Genomic DNA, 16,567 nt, shown 5'->3' on the forward strand with positions numbered 1-16,567 from the left:
TCAAAACATGATTTACTTGTTTTTACGTAGAAAACTCTAGGTTTACTTTGAGGGTGTTGCAATTAAACCAAAGGTTCATTTTCGCAAATACAGAGGAAATATTTTAATCTAACTAGATTTTTCGGCTCTATTGATAATGTTTTGGGAATGTTGTTTTTTTGCCGGCACAGTTCACTGGTTAAACGATACAATCAATAATCGTTAGATGAGAAAAACAGAGGCTGCCGTTGGCCGTCAAATAGACGGCTGGTTTACAAGCGGATGGTGGGTGACGGCGCTGACCATCCTGCGGCGCTGACGGCGAAGCTCTCAATCGGGCAACAAAAAAGCCGCCTCGAGGGGCGGCTTCTTGGTATCTCCATGTGGTTGGAGATCAGGCGGTCTTGCGTTCCTTGCGGCGGTCATTGACCGGCTGGTAGGCAATGGTGCGATGATATTCGCAGTAAGGGGAGGCGGCATCGCAGGACCGACCGCAGAAATAAAAGTCTTCGTCGTTCGGGTCACCAATGGGCCATTTGCAGGTGCGTTCGGTCAGCGTCAGAATTGAAGCGCGCTGGGACACGGGCACTGCAACTTCTGGCGCGGCAACAGGTGTCAGGTCCCCCACGATATCGTCTTCTTCAGGCGTTATCTTTAGCGCGTTGGCACCGGACACAACTGTTTGTGTTGTCCGCTGAGTGGTTTGAGCGGCTGTCTTTGCAGTTGCATTCATCTGTGTTTCGGCAACCGGCGCGCTATCGGCCACCGCTGCAGCCACCTTGGCTGGCGCGGTTTCCGCCGCCGGAGCCGAAGTAGCGCGGCGCGGTTTGGCAGCAGCGCCTGAGGTTTTCGTCCGACCTGAAAGGCCAAGACGGTGAACTTTACCGATGACAGCGTTTCTGGTGACGTTACCGAGCTCCGATGCGATCTGGCTTGCGCTCAACCCCTCTGCCCAGAGCTTGGTTAGGAGTTCAACGCGTTCTGTCGTCCAGCTCATGAAAAGGCCCCCGTCTTCCTTTTGGTCTCTTGCCACGCAAGAATGATTAGTGCCCGTATTTTGTCCATCGGCCCACACCCCGGGCGCAATGTCTGCAGCAACGGTATATACGAGATGATGTATTGCTATGGGCGGACAATACTATATGCCGACTTGGCTGAGCAAGAAGGCCTCCCGATTGAAGTGGGGATGACCCTTCTTTTCCCCAGAATAGCCCCGGTTTGGAGGCCCGTTTCCGGTGTGTCCTGCTGCGGTTTCATATGCCCATGCAACAGGACTTGTGCAGCCCCGGATCGGTTCATCATCCGGGCCAGCCTTGCCGTCTCATCCAGCGCTGAGACCCTTAAACATTATCAGCGTGAACGTCAAACAAAAGCGGCAATTCCGCCTTTCTTGTCCTTTGCACAGGCCAGATACGCACTTAAAACTCTGTTCTGTGCAGAACTTGGGGGACACTTTAAAAACAGAGGCTTTTCCCCTTGGCTTCTGGGCTCAAGCGTGAGTGGCGCTCCTCGCGATAAAGCTACAAGGGCCTGAAATTCAAAGTGCTCATTCCGGCGGAACATGACCTCATTCAATTGACAAGGTCGCAGGGCTCGGGTTTAACCGTACCTTCATGACAAAAGGTCGCCACCATGGGGCGATTTTTCCATTCACATTTCCAATCGGGACGTGTTTTCTACGTACATTACCGAAGCCTAGTCGAACCAAGGAGTTTCAAATGTCGACTTCGTCGCTCTTTCAGACCTACGCACGCGCGGACATCCAGTTCGAGCGCGGTGAGGGCGTCTGGCTAATCGCGACGAATGGCCGACGATACATGGACTGCGCCTCGGGCATTGCCGTGAGCGGCCTTGGCCATTCGCATCCCAAGCTTGTGGAGGCGTTGCAGGAGCAGGCCGGCAAGCTGTGGCATGTATCCAACCTGTACAAGGTACCGGCTCAGGAGGAGCTGGGGCAGCTTCTGGTGAACAACACGTTTGCTGACCGTGTGTTCTTTTGTAACTCGGGCACCGAAGCCATAGAAGGCGCGCTGAAAACCATGCGCCGCTATCACTATGCCAACGGTCACCCGGAAAAGACCCGCGTCATCACGTTTGAAGGCGCCTTCCATGGCCGCACCATGACCGCACTGGCAGCAGGTGGGCAACAAAAGTATCTGGAAGGCTTTGGCCCGGCCCCGCAAGGGTTCGATCAGGTGCCACTGGGGGATCTGGAGGCTGTCAAGGCAGCAATCACCGATGAAACCGCAGGGATGTTGATTGAGCCCGTACAGGGCGAAGGGGGCATTCGGCCGGTTGACCCGGCGTTCTTGCGCGCTTTGCGCGAGCTGTGTGACGAGCACGGCCTGCTACTCATGCTCGATGAGATCCAGTGCGGTGTCGGGCGGACAGGCAAGTTGTTCGCCTATGAATGGGCGGGCATCACGCCGGACCTGATGGCCATCGCCAAGGGTATTGGTGGCGGGTTCCCCGTTGGGGCGTTTTTGGCAACCGAAGAGGTTGCGCAGGTCATGCAGCCAGGCACCCATGGCACCACCTACGGCGGCAATCTGTTGGCCATGGCTGTGGGCAGGGCCGTTATGGAAACGTTGATGGAGCCGGGCTTTCTGGAGAGCGTGCAGAGGAAAAGCCTTCTGCTGAAGCAAAGCCTTGCCGAAGTGGTGGATACCCACCCGGAGGTATTTGAAGAGGTGCGCGGGTCCGGTCTGATGCTGGGGCTGAAATGCAAGCTGGAGGCTCCAAAGGTGCTCAAGGCGATGCGCGATGCCGAGCTTCTGCCTGTACCGGCCGGAGACAATGTGCTGCGCATCATGCCACCCATGATTATCAGCGAGGACGAGATCAAGATCCTCACGCAAAAGATCGCCGAAGCGGCAAAAGCACTGGAAACAGAAGCGGCGTAAAGCGGACAGAGTGCGATTGAATTGGGCCGGGTCTTGCGCAGATCCGGCCTTTTTGTTGCCGATTGGCGACAGTCTGGCCGTCTTGCTCAGGGCCAGAGGGTGACAAAATCGACGATTTGCTCCATAACGAGGCAAGGACCGAGACGCGCTTGAGCGCTCCGGTCTCTGGTAATTTGCAAGGCAGTTCCTATTTTACTGCTTTCCGGCCCGCCCTTGGACGCTGAACGGCGTGTGACGGGGCGCTGGCCGTTTCTGAAAAATTCGAAGAGGCAGATAACCGGTTGCCAGCTCTTGCTTGCAAAGGAGAGCGGGCGGCGCGGGCTTACTGCCGGAGGCATTAGTACAGTGGATCAGAACCAACCTGCCAACAAACCACTGGCCGGAGAAGATGCAGTCGTCCCGTTTGCTGTCGAGGCGCTGGATGCCCGGGGTCGCGCCGTGGCGCTCGGCCCGGTGTTGAACAGCATCCTCCAGCGGCATGATTACCCGGCGCCGGTGAACAAGCTGTTGGCGCAAGCCATCACGTTGACGGCGCTGTTGGGAAGCACTCTGAAGTTTGAAGGGCGGTTGACCCTGCAAACCCAGACGGACGGCCCAGTGTCCATGCTCGTGGTGGATTTCAACGCGCCCGACGGCCTGCGCGCGACGGCCAAGTTCGACACGCAGGCCGTGGAAGCCATGGCCGCACAGGACGACTTCCGGCCGGAATTCCTGCTTGGTCGTGGTCATATGGCCTTTACGATTGATCAAGGCCGGCACATGAGCCGCTACCAAGGTATTGTGGTACTGGACGGCATCTCGCTCGAAGAGGCAGCCCATGATTATTTCATGCGCTCCGAGCAGATCCCGACCCGTGTCCGCCTGGCTGTGGGGGAAATGCTCACCCGCGAAGAAGACGGGACCAACACCCATCAGTGGCGAGCCGGTGGGATCATGGCGCAGTTTTTGCCCCACTCTACAGAGCGCATGCGTCAGCCGGACATTCACCCCGGTGATGCACCAGAAGGCACCGATCCGCACGAGATCGAGGAAGACGACGCGTGGGTCGAGGCGCGCGCGCTGGTCGATACCGTTCAGGATGTGGAACTGACAGACCCCGGATTGCCAGTGGAGCAGCTGTTGTTCCGTCTGTTCCATGAGCGCGGGGTCAAGGCCTATGAACCGCATGTGATGCAAGACCGGTGTACCTGTTCCGAATACAAGATCCGCTCCATGCTTAAAGGCTTGAGCGAGCAGGATCGGGCGGAAATGCTGGATGAGGGCAAGATCTCCGTGAACTGCGACTTCTGCGGCGAGACTTACTCTTTGGATGCGGAAGATGTTTTCCGCGCCTGACGCGCCAGAACGATCATAAATCAGGACTAAAAGGCGGATCTTCGGACCCGCCTTTTTTGTTAGACTATCGGCTGTGCGGGACATTTTGTTACACTTTTGGCCTTGCTGGCTAATCCATCCTGCGGCACCTAGTGTATAAGCAAATGGTAATGTAGGCAGGTGGCTCATTCTCGCCGGAAAGAACGGCGATCCTGCCCCAGCAGCAAGCAGGCGCACAAGGATGCTCAAATCGTTGGATAGCGAAGTCAAAAAGCAACAGACCTCCGATGCGCTGGAAACCCGCGCCACGGCTCTGGGCAGGCCGCGCACGTCCTCCGTTCTTGTGAAAACCGGCAAGGCGGTGCTTCAGGGACTGATCGCGCTGGTCATTCTCGTGTTGGCTGTGATGGGGATGCGCTATCTGGTGGCAACCAAGCCCGAAGTGGCCACCCAACCGGCAGAAGAACGTACGTTTGCTGTTCGCGCTGCGCCGGTGGAAATGGGTGACTACGCGCCGCTTCTCAAGGTTTACGGTGAGGTGATTGCCGGCCGGGAGGTGGATTTGCGCACGCTTGTCGGCGGTGAGGTCGTCGCGGTGAGTGACAATCTTCAGCCCGGCGGTATCGTGGAAAAGGGCGAGCAGCTTCTCAAGATCGATGAGTTTGCCTACCAGGGCGCACTGACTGAAGCCCGAGCGTCGCTGGCAGAGGCTCGGGCACGCCTGACCCAACTTGAAGGGCAGTTGCGGGTCGAAAAGAACAACAGTATCCGCATTGAAGAGCAAGTTGAGTTTGCGAAGCGGGATCTGGCCCGGGTGGAAGCGCTGTTCGAGCGCGGTTCAGCCACTGAACGCGGCGTCGACGAGCGCAAGCTGATCCTGTCGCAGCGCCAGCAAACACTGGAGCGGACCTACAACACCATTGCAGTGGAAGAAGCCAAGATCGAGCAACAGCGGGCAGCAATCGATCGTGCGCAATGGCAACTACGCCAAGCTGAACGCAATCTGGCTGATACACAACTGCTGGCACCATTTGAGGGCGTTGTGCGTTCGGATGCTGTTGAGGTGGGCCGCATGATCAACCAGAACGACGTGATCGCGGTTCTTTATGATCGCAACGTTCTGGAGGTCCGTTTCACCCTGTCCGATGCCCAGTATGGACGGCTGCTGGCTGATCCGCAGCCGCTTGCAGGCAGGCCGGTCCAGGTGGTGTGGAACATCGGCGAAGACCCAATCCGCTATGACGCGGTGATCCAGCGAGCCGGCGCCGACATTGCCCGTGCCCGAGGCGGCGTTGATGTGTATGCGCGGATCTCACTGGAAGACAAGAAACGCACCATTCGCCCCGGCGCCTTTGTGGAGGTGCTGCTGCCTGATCGTACTTATGAAGGTGTGGCGCGTATCCCGGAAGAAGCCCTCTATGATGGTGACAAGGTCTACGTGATTGACGCGGATGGGCGAATGCAGCCGAAAGCTGTCAAGCCATTGGCGTTTGATGACGGAACAATTCTGGTGCGCGGCGAAGACTTGGCCGCTGATCAGACATTGGTGGCCTCGCGGATCCCCGAGGCGGGGCCAGGCTTGAAGGTGCGCGTTGTTGAAGACGCTCTGCGTTAACAGGTGAGTTGCGCCAATACGGCGAATGTGGCGGGTGAAAAGGCCCGTCCTTTGACGACAAACGAGGAAACACCGATCCATGCTGCAGGCAAGAGAGTCCACGGTTAGTCTGATCGGCGCCTTTGTGCGCCACAAGAACGCAGCCAACCTGCTGATGACCGTGCTCATCCTGTTCGGCGTGTTTGCCCTCGTGAAGCTCAATACCCAATTCTTTCCGACCATCACCACAAGCACGATCACCGTTTCCATTTCGTGGCCCGGGTCCAGTGCCGAAGATGTGGAAGCCAACGTGCTGGCCGCCATCGAACCTGAACTGCGCTTTCTTGATAGTCTGGATGAGATAACCTCTTACGCCCGCGAAGGCGGTGGCACGGTTGTGCTGGATTTTCTGGAAGGTACGGACATGCAGCAGGCCCTGTCCGATACGGAGCAGGCTGTCAGTGCCATCACCACCTTGCCAGAAGACGCGGATACCCCGGAAGTCACCTTCGCTGCCTACTATGACAACGTGGCGCGGATTGCGCTGCGCGGCCCATTCTCTGAACAGGCACTAAAGGTTTTTGCCAAGGACATTCGCGATGATCTCATTGCCCGCGGCATCGACAAGGTGACCATCGAGGGCATGCGCGATGAAGAATACTTGGTGGAGATCCCAGAAGAACACCTTCGCCGCCTGAATCTCACAGTGGCCGATATTGCCGGCCGCATTCAGGAGAACACCGAGGACGTGCCTGCGGGGAATTTGACCGGTGCGGTCGAGCGACAGGTGAGAGCCGTGGCCGATACCACCCAGCCAGAGGACATTGCCGATATCGCGGTGAAGACCTTTGAGAGTGGTGAACAGGTGCGCATCAATGACATTGGTCAGGTGCGCAAGGCGCTGGATGACGATGACGTGCTCGGGCTTTCGCGAGGTAATCCGGCCATCGAGCTGCGCATCCAGCGTGCCGAAAACTCCGATACGCTGGTGTCCTCTGCCATCGTCAAGGAGTATCTGGAGGAGATCCGACCCCAACTGCCACAGAGTCTGGAGTTGGTCATGTACAACGTCTCGGCGGACAGGGTCGAAGGGCGCATCATGCTGTTGGTCAACAACGGTCTGACTGGGCTGTTCATTGTCGTTGCCGTGCTTTTTCTGTTTCTCAATGCCCGCGTCGCGTTCTGGGTTGCCGCCGGAATTCCGGTCGCCATCATGGCGACACTCGGGATCATGTGGGGACTGGGGCAAAGCATCAACATGATCTCGTGTTTTGCGTTGATCATGATGCTTGGGGTGATCGTTGACGATGCCATTGTGGTGGGGGAACACACCGCAACACTCCACAGTCGAGGCGAGCCGCCAGTGACCGCGGCCATACTTGGCGCAAATACCATGTTCTGGCCAATCATAGCGGCGGGTACCACCACCATCGCCGCGTTTGGCCCGATCTTGATGCTTGGGGATGTCATGGGACAGATCATGGGCGTCATGCCCATGGTTGTGATTGCGGTGGTGATCGCCAGCCTGCTTGAGTGCTTTTTCGTGTTGCCAGGTCACTTGGCCCACGCCTTGAACGCCCGCCCGGGATGGAGCTGGTGGCGGGTAATCTTTATCGGTGCCGTTCCCTCTGTTCTGCTGCTCAGCATCGCAACGGCTGATCCGGCTGAACTTGGCAATTGGCTTCAGCCATTGGCGCGCGCCGTGGCCGGTCCCACACAAACATTTGGTTTTGTGTTTGATCTGGCTCTGATTTGCGCCTTCTTTGCAATTGCACTGGCGATAGAAACGCTATTGCTCAAGCTTCGCCGGCGTCACGCTCTCAGCGGGCGGTCCATCAATGAGCGGGGGCGGTTTCGCGAGGCCTTCGACCGCGGCTTTGAGTGGTTCCGGGATCATCCCGTGCATGTGTTCTTGCATGCCACCTTCAAGTACCGCTACATCACGGTTGCTGTAGCAATTTCCACGCTTATTCTGTCCGTGGGCATGATGCAGGGAGGACGTGTGGGCTTTACGTTCTTCCCCTCGCCGGAATCCGAAAACATCAATGCAAGCATCTACCTGCATTCGGGGGTGTCAGAGGAAGAAGCGCGCCGCAATATAGGCATCATTGAAGATGCGCTGTATCAAGTGGCCGCTGATCTGTCAGGCGGCGATCCGAACCAGTTGATTGAGGCCACGTTTACGACCCTTGGCAAAAACGGGCGCAATCGCGGGGATAACGTAGCGCGCATGGGCGTCCAACTCACATCATCCGAGGTGCGCAGCGTGCGCACGCCCGAAATCGTCAGCGCTTGGCGGGCTGCCATACCCGATTTGCCGGCACTGTCCCGCCTTGCCATTCAACAAAGCAGGGGCGGCCCTCCCGGCAAGGATCTCGATGCCCGCCTGACAGGAACCTCTCTGGTTGAACTCAAAGAGGCAGCCGATGAACTTCAGGTAGCGCTCTCCGGCTTTCCGGGGGTTAGCGGCATCGAGGACGACTTGCCCTACGGCAAGCCCGAGCTTGTTTTGTCTCTGACCGACCGCGGCCGCGCGCTGGGCTTCACAGTGGAAAGCGCGGCCCGACAGGTGCGCTCCGCCATTGAAGGATCCGTACCGCGGCGTTTTGCAGACGGCGACGAGGAAATCACCATCAAGGTTCGGCAGGCTAAGGACGGTGAGGGCCTATCGGGCTTGCGCAATTTGTATCTAAAATCGCCCGCTGGCGAGTTCGTGCCCATGACGGAGGTGGTCTCCTTGCGAGACAAGCAAGGCTACTCTCTGATCCTTCGCCGCGACGGAAAAATTACGGTGAGTGTCGTGGCCGATGTGGATCCTGAGGTGACAAGCCGGGGAGAGATTACAGCCAAGCTTGCCGAGACCACCATGCCAGCTCTGGAGGACCGGTATGGCATTGAGTACACGTTTGGCGGCCGGGCTGAGGAACAGCGCGCGGCGTTTTCGGACCTGTTGCTGGGGGCCGGTGTTGCCATCGCTTTGATCTACCTGATCCTCGCAGCGGTATTTGCCAGTTACACGAGGCCGTTGGCGGTCATGTCCATCATACCCTTCGGGATTGTGGGCGCGATCATGGGGCACTATTTGCTGGGCTTCAAACTGACTATTCTGAGCATTATCGGCTTGCTGGGAATGGCTGGCATTCTCGTGAATAACTCGATCATTCTGGTGGCGCGGTTTGAAGATCGGCTTGAAACAGGCGACACCCTTGAAGAGGCAGCTGTCGGCGCGTCCAAAGACCGCTTGCGCGCCATCATCCTGACATCCTGCACGACCATCGGCGGGCTGTCGCCGCTCCTGTTTGAAACCAGTGTGCAGGCGCAGTTCCTGATGCCCATGGCCATCACGGTCGTGTTTGGCTTGGCCGCAGCCACGCTGCTGGTTTTGGTGATTGTGCCAGCGTTGATTGGTATCGGAAACGATGTATCAAGGTTTCTGTCGCTACGCGGTGGGTCTGGTCGCGGTGGTCATCCAGAGCCGGCAGAGTAGGAAGGCAAGAGGTGCAACATCGCGACCGTTTATAGCCATAAAACGGGGCGAGATTATCGGCATATCAAGCAAAAAAGCCCGGAGTGTGCCGGGCTTTCAGTAAAGTGCCATGGGGAGGGACAGGCGTCACTCCGCTGTCAGGTGCTGGGCAAAATCAGCGACTGCCTTTGCGGCGATCTTGATGTTGCCATCCCACGTTGCTGGTGAAGCGCCGCGCGGGGCGAAGTCGTGGTTGCCGTCCTCCAGATATTGAAGAGCGACGTGATCCGGCAGAGTAAGCTCCGCCAGTTCGGTCTGATTGCCAAATTGGTCGCGGTCGCCTTGCAGCACAAGAACGGGACGCTTGGCCTCTTCCAATGGTGCCAGACGCCAATGCTCAAGGTCTGGCTTGCCGGTGGGGTGGAAGGGGTAACCCAAACAGGCCACACCAGCGACGCGGCGGGGCAGGGATCCGCTGCCAGCCAGCATGGCGGCAACGCGAGATCCCATTGACTTGCCGCCGACGATCAGGGCGCCATCGGTTTGTTCGGCCACAGTCTGCACGGCGCGTTGATATTCACCCACCAGCTTGTCCGCGCGTGGGGGTGGTGTTTTCTTGCCGGTGAGGGCGCGCTTGGCCATATAGTCGAACTCGAACCGTGCGACGGTAAGGCCAACCGCGGCGGCTGCCTGAGCAAACCGTTCCATGAAATTGGCGTTCATGCCGGCGCCGGCGCCGTGCGCGAAAACAAAGGTGGCGTGTGAGGGGCCTTCAGGCCGTGTCCAGAGAATGTCAGTCATGGCTGCGTTGTAGCTGAAAAATGAAAATTGACTATATGTGAATTGAGCGGATCAGCAGAAAAATCTATCAAGCCCATGGAAAGCGAAGTGGGGACACATGATCAACGAAGGCCTGATACGGCTGAGCATCTTTCTGGGCGTCTTTGCCATACTTGCCGTGATTGAAGTGGCATTGCCCCGCCGAACCGAACCGCAGGATCGAAAGCATCGCTGGCTGACGAATTTGGGAATGTCGGTTCTCAATTCGGCCATGCTGCGTTTCGTGCTGCCCGTGGCAGCAGTGGGGGCGGCGCTTTGGGCTGCAGAGGTCGGCTGGGGCCTGTTCAACATGGTCGTCATCGATCCTGTTGTTGCCGGTATCATCTGCTTCGTGGCGCTGGACTTTTTCATATGGCTTGAACATTGGGCCAGTCACAAGATCCTCTTCCTTTGGCACATTCACAAGGTTCATCATGCCGATCCGCACTTTGATGTGACGACTGCCTTGCGGTTTCATCCGCTGGAAATCGCCATTTCCATGGCTTGGAAGGCGCTGCTCGTGGTTCTCATGGGTGCGCCGGTGTTGGCTGTTGTCGCGTTTGAAGTGGTGTTGAACGCAGCGGCCATGTTCAACCATTCCAACATCAAATTGCCAGTCTGGGCTGACCGGTGGCTTCGCAAGGTGATCGTGACGCCGGACATGCACCGGATCCACCATTCCCGGATCAGACGGGAAACCGACAGCAACTACGGCTTCAACTTCCCATTCTGGGATTATCTGTTCGGAACCTACACGGCGGATCCTGAAAAGGGACAGACGGGGCTGGAAATTGGGCTGACGCAATACGCCGGTCCGGAGCCACGCCAACTTGGATGGTCGCTGTGGCTGCCGTTTGCGGCCTACTTCAAGCGGGAGCGGCGAAAGCCAAGCGAGGCAGTGCCGCGCACCGATGCCCCGCAGGATGGTGGCAAGGTCCAGGGACCGCGCTAAAAGAAACTGATCGGGAAGTAGCGCAGGTACAAATCGTCCAGCCGGCCTTCTTCCTGAAGGCGTGTCAACGCAATGTTGATGGCTGACACCAGCACCTCATCGTCCGGGCGAACCGCAATGGACAAACCTTCGCCGAAATAGTCCGGGTCCAGCCATGCGGGGCCTGCGAAAACGCAGCAGTCCACGGAGGCCTCACTCTCAAGCCAGAAGGACAGGCGCATGCTGTCCCCAAAGTGAGCGTCCACATCACCGCGCACCAGGGCCTGCCGGGCGCGCTCTGTTGTGGGATAGGCCTTCAGTTGGGTCAGCGGAAAGAACCGCTCGAGATAGGCTTCATAGCGTGAGCCCGCAGCCACCGAAACAGACTTGCCTTCCAGTGTCTCCGGCAGGGCCTCAAGTGCCGCATCCTTTTGCATCACGAAACGAGCAGGCAGGCGCATGTAGACTTGAGAAAACGCCACCTTCTCCAATGTGTCGGGGGTGATGGCCAGGCCGGCAATAACCGCATCACCCTCGTTTCCCTCCAGCGCCGGCAGCATTTGAGCGAATGGTTTCACGCTCAAACTGCAGGGGATGTCAAGCACTTCACAAATCCCGCGCGCCAGATCCACGTTGTAGCCGACCAGGCGACCCGAGGCATCGCGAAATGCAAACGGCGGGAAATCATCGGCTGCCATGAACCGGATCTTGTCCGGCATTTGCGTGGCGGAGGCCACGAGCCCATCCGGATGGACGAAGGAAGGGAGCTGCGGTTCCTTTGCATTTGACCCGTCAATGCTTTGAGCTAGGGCGAATGAGGACCCTGCAATAAGGGGCACGACAATCAAGGACTGTAAAAAAAACAAGGATAAAACTACTAATTTATCGATAAAGCGCGCTGTCATTTGAAACCGTGAGTCCCTTGGCTCTGCATTCCACTGGGAGATAGTAGGTGAATGCCAGCATAGGTGAAAGATCAGAAAAACTGGTGAACACACCGCAGGAAACTCTGGATCAGTCGTTTTTTCTGCGGCGGATGGCTCTCAAGGCGGATCTTGGGTCAGTCCGGCCTTCTCAAAAAGGTCCTTCACCAGTCGAATTGGCAGTGGCTCGACAGTGTCAGGTGCCTTTGAAGGACATTGCACGTGTGTGTTCACTGCATGCGGTCAATGGAAAAGCGTTAAGCCAATCCTTGATTGAAAGCGGGCGGTTGTCGGCCAATCAGTTTTATTGGGCATTGGCCGGCCGGTTGCGTCTCAAGTTCGCTCAGGAAGGCAGTCTGAAAGTCGCCTCAGACAGGTTGTTGGACCACAGGCCCTTGTGTCTGGATGGCTTGCTGATGGTGCCGGCTGTCGACGCCAACCGTCGCGCTGTCATGGCCGTATCGCCAGTGGGTGCACAAGCTGACACACTGGCACGCCTCGTGTTGCAGAAGGCGACCCACGGTGTTCCGCTGGTGGTGGTCACGCCAAATGAACTGAGGCAGCTGGTCGTGACGGCCCACAGCACGGTGGGTATGGTGGAAGCCAACAGGGCCCATTCAGCCTACTCGCGCGCTCATGGCCGGCAGAAGTCGTTGATGTCCTTTGCTCCTTTCATCTTGTTTACGCTCGCACCCATTGGGGGAACTGTCATATTGATCGTGTCCGCTGTCCTGAAGGTGTGCGCGCTCGCCTTGGGCAGCCTTCGCCTTGCCGCAGCATGGCAGACGAGAAAACGCCCGCCGGTGAAATCAGCCTCACCCGGAGACCTGTGGAACCTGCCGATCTACACCATCCTCGTCCCGCTTTATGATGAGGACGCGGTGTGTCCGCAATTGGTGCGGGCACTGAGCAATCTGGATTATCCGAAAAACCGGCTGCAAATCCTGTTTTTGACAGAGCAGGACGACACCCGCACCCGCGAACGCCTCAAGGCAATGGCTGAACCACACATGCAGGTGTTGACCTTGCCCGATGGGCAGCCGCGCACCAAACCTCGGGCCTTGGGTGTTGGTCTTCAAATGGCGCGCGGCGCATTCATCACGGTGTTTGATGCGGAAGATCGGCCTGATCCCGATCAATTGAAAAAGGCGATTGCCCGCTTTCGTACTGAAACGCCGGATCTGGCTTGCCTTCAGGCCTCACTATTCATTGATCATGCGCAATCAGGTTTGTTGGTGCGTCAGTTCGCATTGGAATATGCGAGCCTTTTTGATGTCATGCTGCCATGGCTTGCGGACAAAAATCTGCTGATCCCACTGGGGGGAACCTCAAACCATTTCAAAACCGACCTATTGCGGCAGGTAGGAGGGTGGGATCCCTACAATGTAACCGAGGACGCAGATCTCGGCGTTCGTCTCACCCGCTATGGTTATCGCGTGGCAACATTGGACAGCACAACACGGGAAGAAGCGCCCCTCAAGTGGGACGTTTGGATTTCGCAGCGTAGGCGTTGGCACAAGGGGTGGATGCAAACGGTTCTGGTGCATTTGCGTCATCCGGTTAAGTTGAGGCGGGAACTTGGACCGCGTAACAGTCTCCTGTTTCTGTTGTGGTTCGTGGGTGGCTTGGTCTGCATGATGGCTGCACCATGGACACTTGTAGCCCTTCTGGGCGTCATGATCCATTCGGCGACATCGGCTGAAGGTGTCCCCTACTGGGTGCCCATGATAGGCGCTCTGGGGGCATTCTGTTTTTCGATCGGGTTCGGTGGCGCCGTTTTCTGTCTGAGGGAAGGAGCCCGGCGCCGCGGTTTGACCGTTCACTTTTGGGAGTACCTGAGTGTACCTGTCTACTGGCTGCTGGGAAGTTGTGCCTGCTATGGTGCCCTTATAGATCTTTTTTTCCGTCCCCATCATTGGCGCAAGACCAGCCATGGTCATGTGACGTACGACCCGGAAGCCGTTCCCGTTGCAGCGGAATAGATCCGGGTTATCGTGCCATTGCCGCCTCAAGGCGCGGCAGGAATGCCCAAAAATCTCGATTGAAGGACTTCAGCTTGGACAGGGTCGTGTCCAATTCTGCAAGTCGCGCAGCGTTAACGGGACGAACCCGGCCAAGAAACACCTGTTCTTTTGTTTCTGTAACCCGCATGGAATGGGTGTGGGTGATGGCGCCGTGATCGTCCAGCACGAACATGCAATGGTTCAACTCATTACGGGTCTTGGTAATGCGCTCGAATTGCCGGATCAAACCGCGCAATTCACCCCGAACCTGCTTGTCCTTGAGGTTGGTCTTGCTCAATCGGCCGATCAGATCCAGCCGGGCTCGCGACGTGTTCAGTGTAAAGAACACGATGGCCGCTGATTTCTGGTCAATACTCAGAAGCAGCATGAGCACATAGACGAATAGGCTCTCATTGTTGGACCAACTAAAGTTCAGCGTACCGATGAGCGCAAGAAATCGGGTGCGTTGGTCGGAGGTTGTATCTGCAGCCGCTTCGATGGAGGCAAAGTCTGGCGTTGGGGGCAGTTTTGTCATTATCTGTTCCTGCCGATTGTGTCGCCTTTATATAAAGTCCTACAATATATAGTGGGGCGGGAAAGGCTCGGGTTCAACCAGTAGGGAACGTTTACGGACGGCAAGAAGCGACATGAGCAGATCAGGAGCACTGTGGGATACTCTCTTGAGCTTCTTGCGGCTCGGACAGCCGTTGAACCGGCCCGTTCGGATCCTGTCCCGGCGGCTGGATCCCTTTCTGGCGGATACGCGGAGGCGCTTTGGGGAAAGTAGCCAGATCTTCTATCGCCCCTTCATGATCGGTTTTCTGGGTAGCGTTATTGATGGCATGGCCCGCGACGTGGCCAGAACGAGCGACCCTAACCTGATAGGCGCTATGCAAGTGCGTGTCTGGCAACAGATTACCGGATTGTCGGACGCTTCCATCGGAGACCTCATGAGCCAGGAAAGCCTGAGGCAATCGCAGGGTTTCTTAAGGGGGTGGGATCTTGGAGATCGCTTCCGAAAAGTCTTTGAAGATCCCAATACGTTTTCGCTGTGGTACGACTTGGCGCAACTGGAGGGCGATGGCGAGAATGATGATAGTATTCGCATTGCCTTGTCGGATGTATTCGAAACGCCTTCACAAGAAAAATTAACAAAATACGACCCAAGGGTGCTTGCTGCTTGGCGTTTGTCTTTGCAGCAGGGTTTGTACTAATAGCGGCGTAATGGGAAATTTCACCTTGGTGATATAATATGATAATAAAATATGATTAATGGGTATAATATTACGCAATTGCCATATTTTATTCTCATTTGATACTCGAAAAAGCTGAGCTCCGTTATGGCTGGCGTCATAGTCGTTCTCCAAAACATCGGTAAAACAATACGTTGTCATTTTATTAAAGTTTTAAATTGACGCAGCGGCGCTATGGGTCTTTACTAATCCTTGTAACCAACGGACCAACCAGCGATGCAACGCTGAAAACAAGAAGTCGCAGGGTTTACATTATGACGCATCATCACTGTTAGATGTAAGGGCCAGCGCCCGCACTCTCCGAAAACAAAAAGTAGTCGGCTTGCCATTGGCAAGAACAGGAAAAGTGCGTCCAAAACCGGGCTCACAGCCCAAAACGAAGAAGAGTGACGAACGTTAAGCACACGCGAAGAAGACGGTGCCCGTTTGATCACTCCACAAAAAGTGGAGAACTAAAATGCCAGGACCTCGTCTGGGTGGAAACACTAACAACAATCTACTGTTCGATGACATTCGCATTGATGACGTGGACGCCAAGTTCGAAACCGACGTGAAAATTGATGATGCAGACATCACTGCCTCATCAAATGAAAACGACAACAAGGTCGATAACGACAACAAGGTCGATAGCGACAACAAAAATGATCAAGATCAGGGCCAGATCCAGGGTCAGTCCACCCAACAGGGACAAGATCAGGGTCAGGGACAAGATCAGGGCCAAGGTCAGGATCAGGGTCAACAACAGGCTAGTTCGTCTGGTGCGCTTGCCGCTACCAAGACTGATGTCGACAACGGTAACGACATTGACATCACCATTCAGGATCTGCTCCCCGAAGATTGGATGCGGCCTGAAGACAACGACTTCATCGACATCGACGATGATGTGAATGCGCCAATTCTTGCAGCGGATCATGACAGCTCCATCAACTACAACCCAGGTGATGACGTCATTTTGAACGCTAATGCCAATGGCGCTGGCAATGACGCAGCATTCAACATCACGCAAGTTTCGGATCTGGTTGATAACGACCGGCTGTCGAACCCAACCGTGTCAAATGATGCCGCGTTCGTACCTGTGGCCGTTCAGTTCGGCGGTCAGGCTGATACCGGTGACGGTATCGATGCGGATGACTCCAAGGGCAATTGGGGTTCAGGTAACGGTGATGATGGGTCTGTTGCCGCTGAAGCCATGGCTTCTGCTGACAAGTCCCTGGATACCGACGCTTTCAATCAGGACATCGTCATGGGTGCCAACCTGCAGTACAACCTCGTGGATGCGACGGTTGTCGGTGGTAACTACGTCGACTCTGATGCCGGCGAAGACGCCTAATTAACCTCCCTAAGCAAGGGGGGGCGAGTTCCTGCAATGATTGCCGGGCCTC

At 56.5% G+C, this 16,567-nt stretch carries 12 protein-coding genes; 8 read left to right on the top strand and 4 right to left on the bottom strand.

The features are described from left to right. Positions 1 to 373 precede the first annotated feature (373 nt). Positions 374 to 976, bottom strand: coding sequence for a GcrA family cell cycle regulator (locus G512_RS0116250; protein WP_028482636.1), 603 nt, complete (start codon positions 974 to 976; stop codon positions 374 to 376). 721 nt (positions 977 to 1,697) lie between these two features. Here G512_RS0116250 and G512_RS0116255 point away from each other — a divergent pair. The 4 genes from G512_RS0116255 to G512_RS21485 all read left to right on the top strand — a co-directional run bounded on the left by G512_RS0116255 (position 1,698) and on the right by G512_RS21485 (position 9,277). Next, positions 1,698 to 2,882, top strand: a complete 1,185-nt coding sequence (locus G512_RS0116255) for an aspartate aminotransferase family protein (protein WP_028482637.1) — start codon at positions 1,698 to 1,700, stop codon at positions 2,880 to 2,882. A gap of 345 nt (positions 2,883 to 3,227) precedes the next feature. Beyond that, positions 3,228 to 4,217, top strand: coding sequence for an Hsp33 family molecular chaperone (locus G512_RS0116260; RefSeq protein WP_028482638.1), 990 nt, complete (start codon positions 3,228 to 3,230; stop codon positions 4,215 to 4,217). A 220-nt stretch (positions 4,218 to 4,437) separates the two neighbouring features. After that, positions 4,438 to 5,811, top strand: coding sequence for an efflux RND transporter periplasmic adaptor subunit (locus G512_RS21480; protein ID WP_051269476.1), 1,374 nt, complete (start codon positions 4,438 to 4,440; stop codon positions 5,809 to 5,811). Between the two features lie 79 nt (positions 5,812 to 5,890). Continuing rightward, positions 5,891 to 9,277 carry an efflux RND transporter permease subunit gene (locus G512_RS21485; protein WP_036489898.1) on the top strand — a complete coding sequence of 1,129 codons (3,387 nt, stop codon included), beginning with the start codon at positions 5,891 to 5,893 and terminating at the stop codon, positions 9,275 to 9,277. A gap of 126 nt (positions 9,278 to 9,403) precedes the next feature. Here G512_RS21485 and G512_RS0116275 read toward each other — a convergent pair whose 3' ends face one another. After that, positions 9,404 to 10,057 (bottom strand): alpha/beta family hydrolase, encoded by a 654-nt coding sequence (locus G512_RS0116275; protein WP_028482639.1) that lies wholly within the window; start codon positions 10,055 to 10,057, stop codon positions 9,404 to 9,406. A gap of 97 nt (positions 10,058 to 10,154) precedes the next feature. Here G512_RS0116275 and G512_RS21490 point away from each other — a divergent pair, with 97 nt between their 5' ends. Next, positions 10,155 to 11,027 carry a sterol desaturase family protein gene (locus G512_RS21490; protein WP_051269478.1) on the top strand — a complete coding sequence of 291 codons (873 nt, stop codon included), beginning with the start codon at positions 10,155 to 10,157 and terminating at the stop codon, positions 11,025 to 11,027. Here G512_RS21490 and G512_RS0116285 read toward each other — a convergent pair. Continuing rightward, positions 11,024 to 11,743 (bottom strand): transporter substrate-binding domain-containing protein, encoded by a 720-nt coding sequence (locus tag G512_RS0116285; protein ID WP_208975042.1) that lies wholly within the window; start codon positions 11,741 to 11,743, stop codon positions 11,024 to 11,026. The genes G512_RS21490 and G512_RS0116285 overlap by 4 nt on opposite strands. A gap of 215 nt (positions 11,744 to 11,958) precedes the next feature. On the opposite strand from G512_RS0116285, the gene G512_RS21495 reads away from it, so the two are divergent. Then, positions 11,959 to 13,911, top strand: a complete 1,953-nt coding sequence (locus tag G512_RS21495) for a glycosyltransferase (protein ID WP_051269480.1) — start codon at positions 11,959 to 11,961, stop codon at positions 13,909 to 13,911. Between the two features lie 7 nt (positions 13,912 to 13,918). Here the strand turns inward: G512_RS21495 and G512_RS0116295 are convergent, their stop codons facing one another. Beyond that, positions 13,919 to 14,467, bottom strand: coding sequence for a hypothetical protein (locus G512_RS0116295; protein WP_036489901.1), 549 nt, complete (start codon positions 14,465 to 14,467; stop codon positions 13,919 to 13,921). 112 nt (positions 14,468 to 14,579) lie between these two features. Between G512_RS0116295 and G512_RS0116300 the strand changes: the two genes are divergently transcribed. Continuing rightward, the gene (locus G512_RS0116300; protein ID WP_028482642.1) at positions 14,580 to 15,146 is read left to right on the top strand and encodes a hypothetical protein; all 567 of its coding nucleotides are present in this window, start codon (positions 14,580 to 14,582) and stop codon (positions 15,144 to 15,146) included. Positions 15,147 to 15,642: 496 nt separating this feature from the next. Beyond that, entirely contained in the window at positions 15,643 to 16,515 is an 873-nt protein-coding gene (locus G512_RS0116305) for a hypothetical protein (RefSeq protein WP_028482643.1), read from the top strand. The last annotated feature ends 52 nt before the right edge of the window (positions 16,516 to 16,567 follow it).

Origin of the sequence: Pseudovibrio exalbescens DSM 16456, assembly GCF_000422785.1 — a bacterium.
GTDB lineage: Bacteria > Pseudomonadota > Alphaproteobacteria > Rhizobiales > Stappiaceae > Pseudovibrio > Pseudovibrio exalbescens.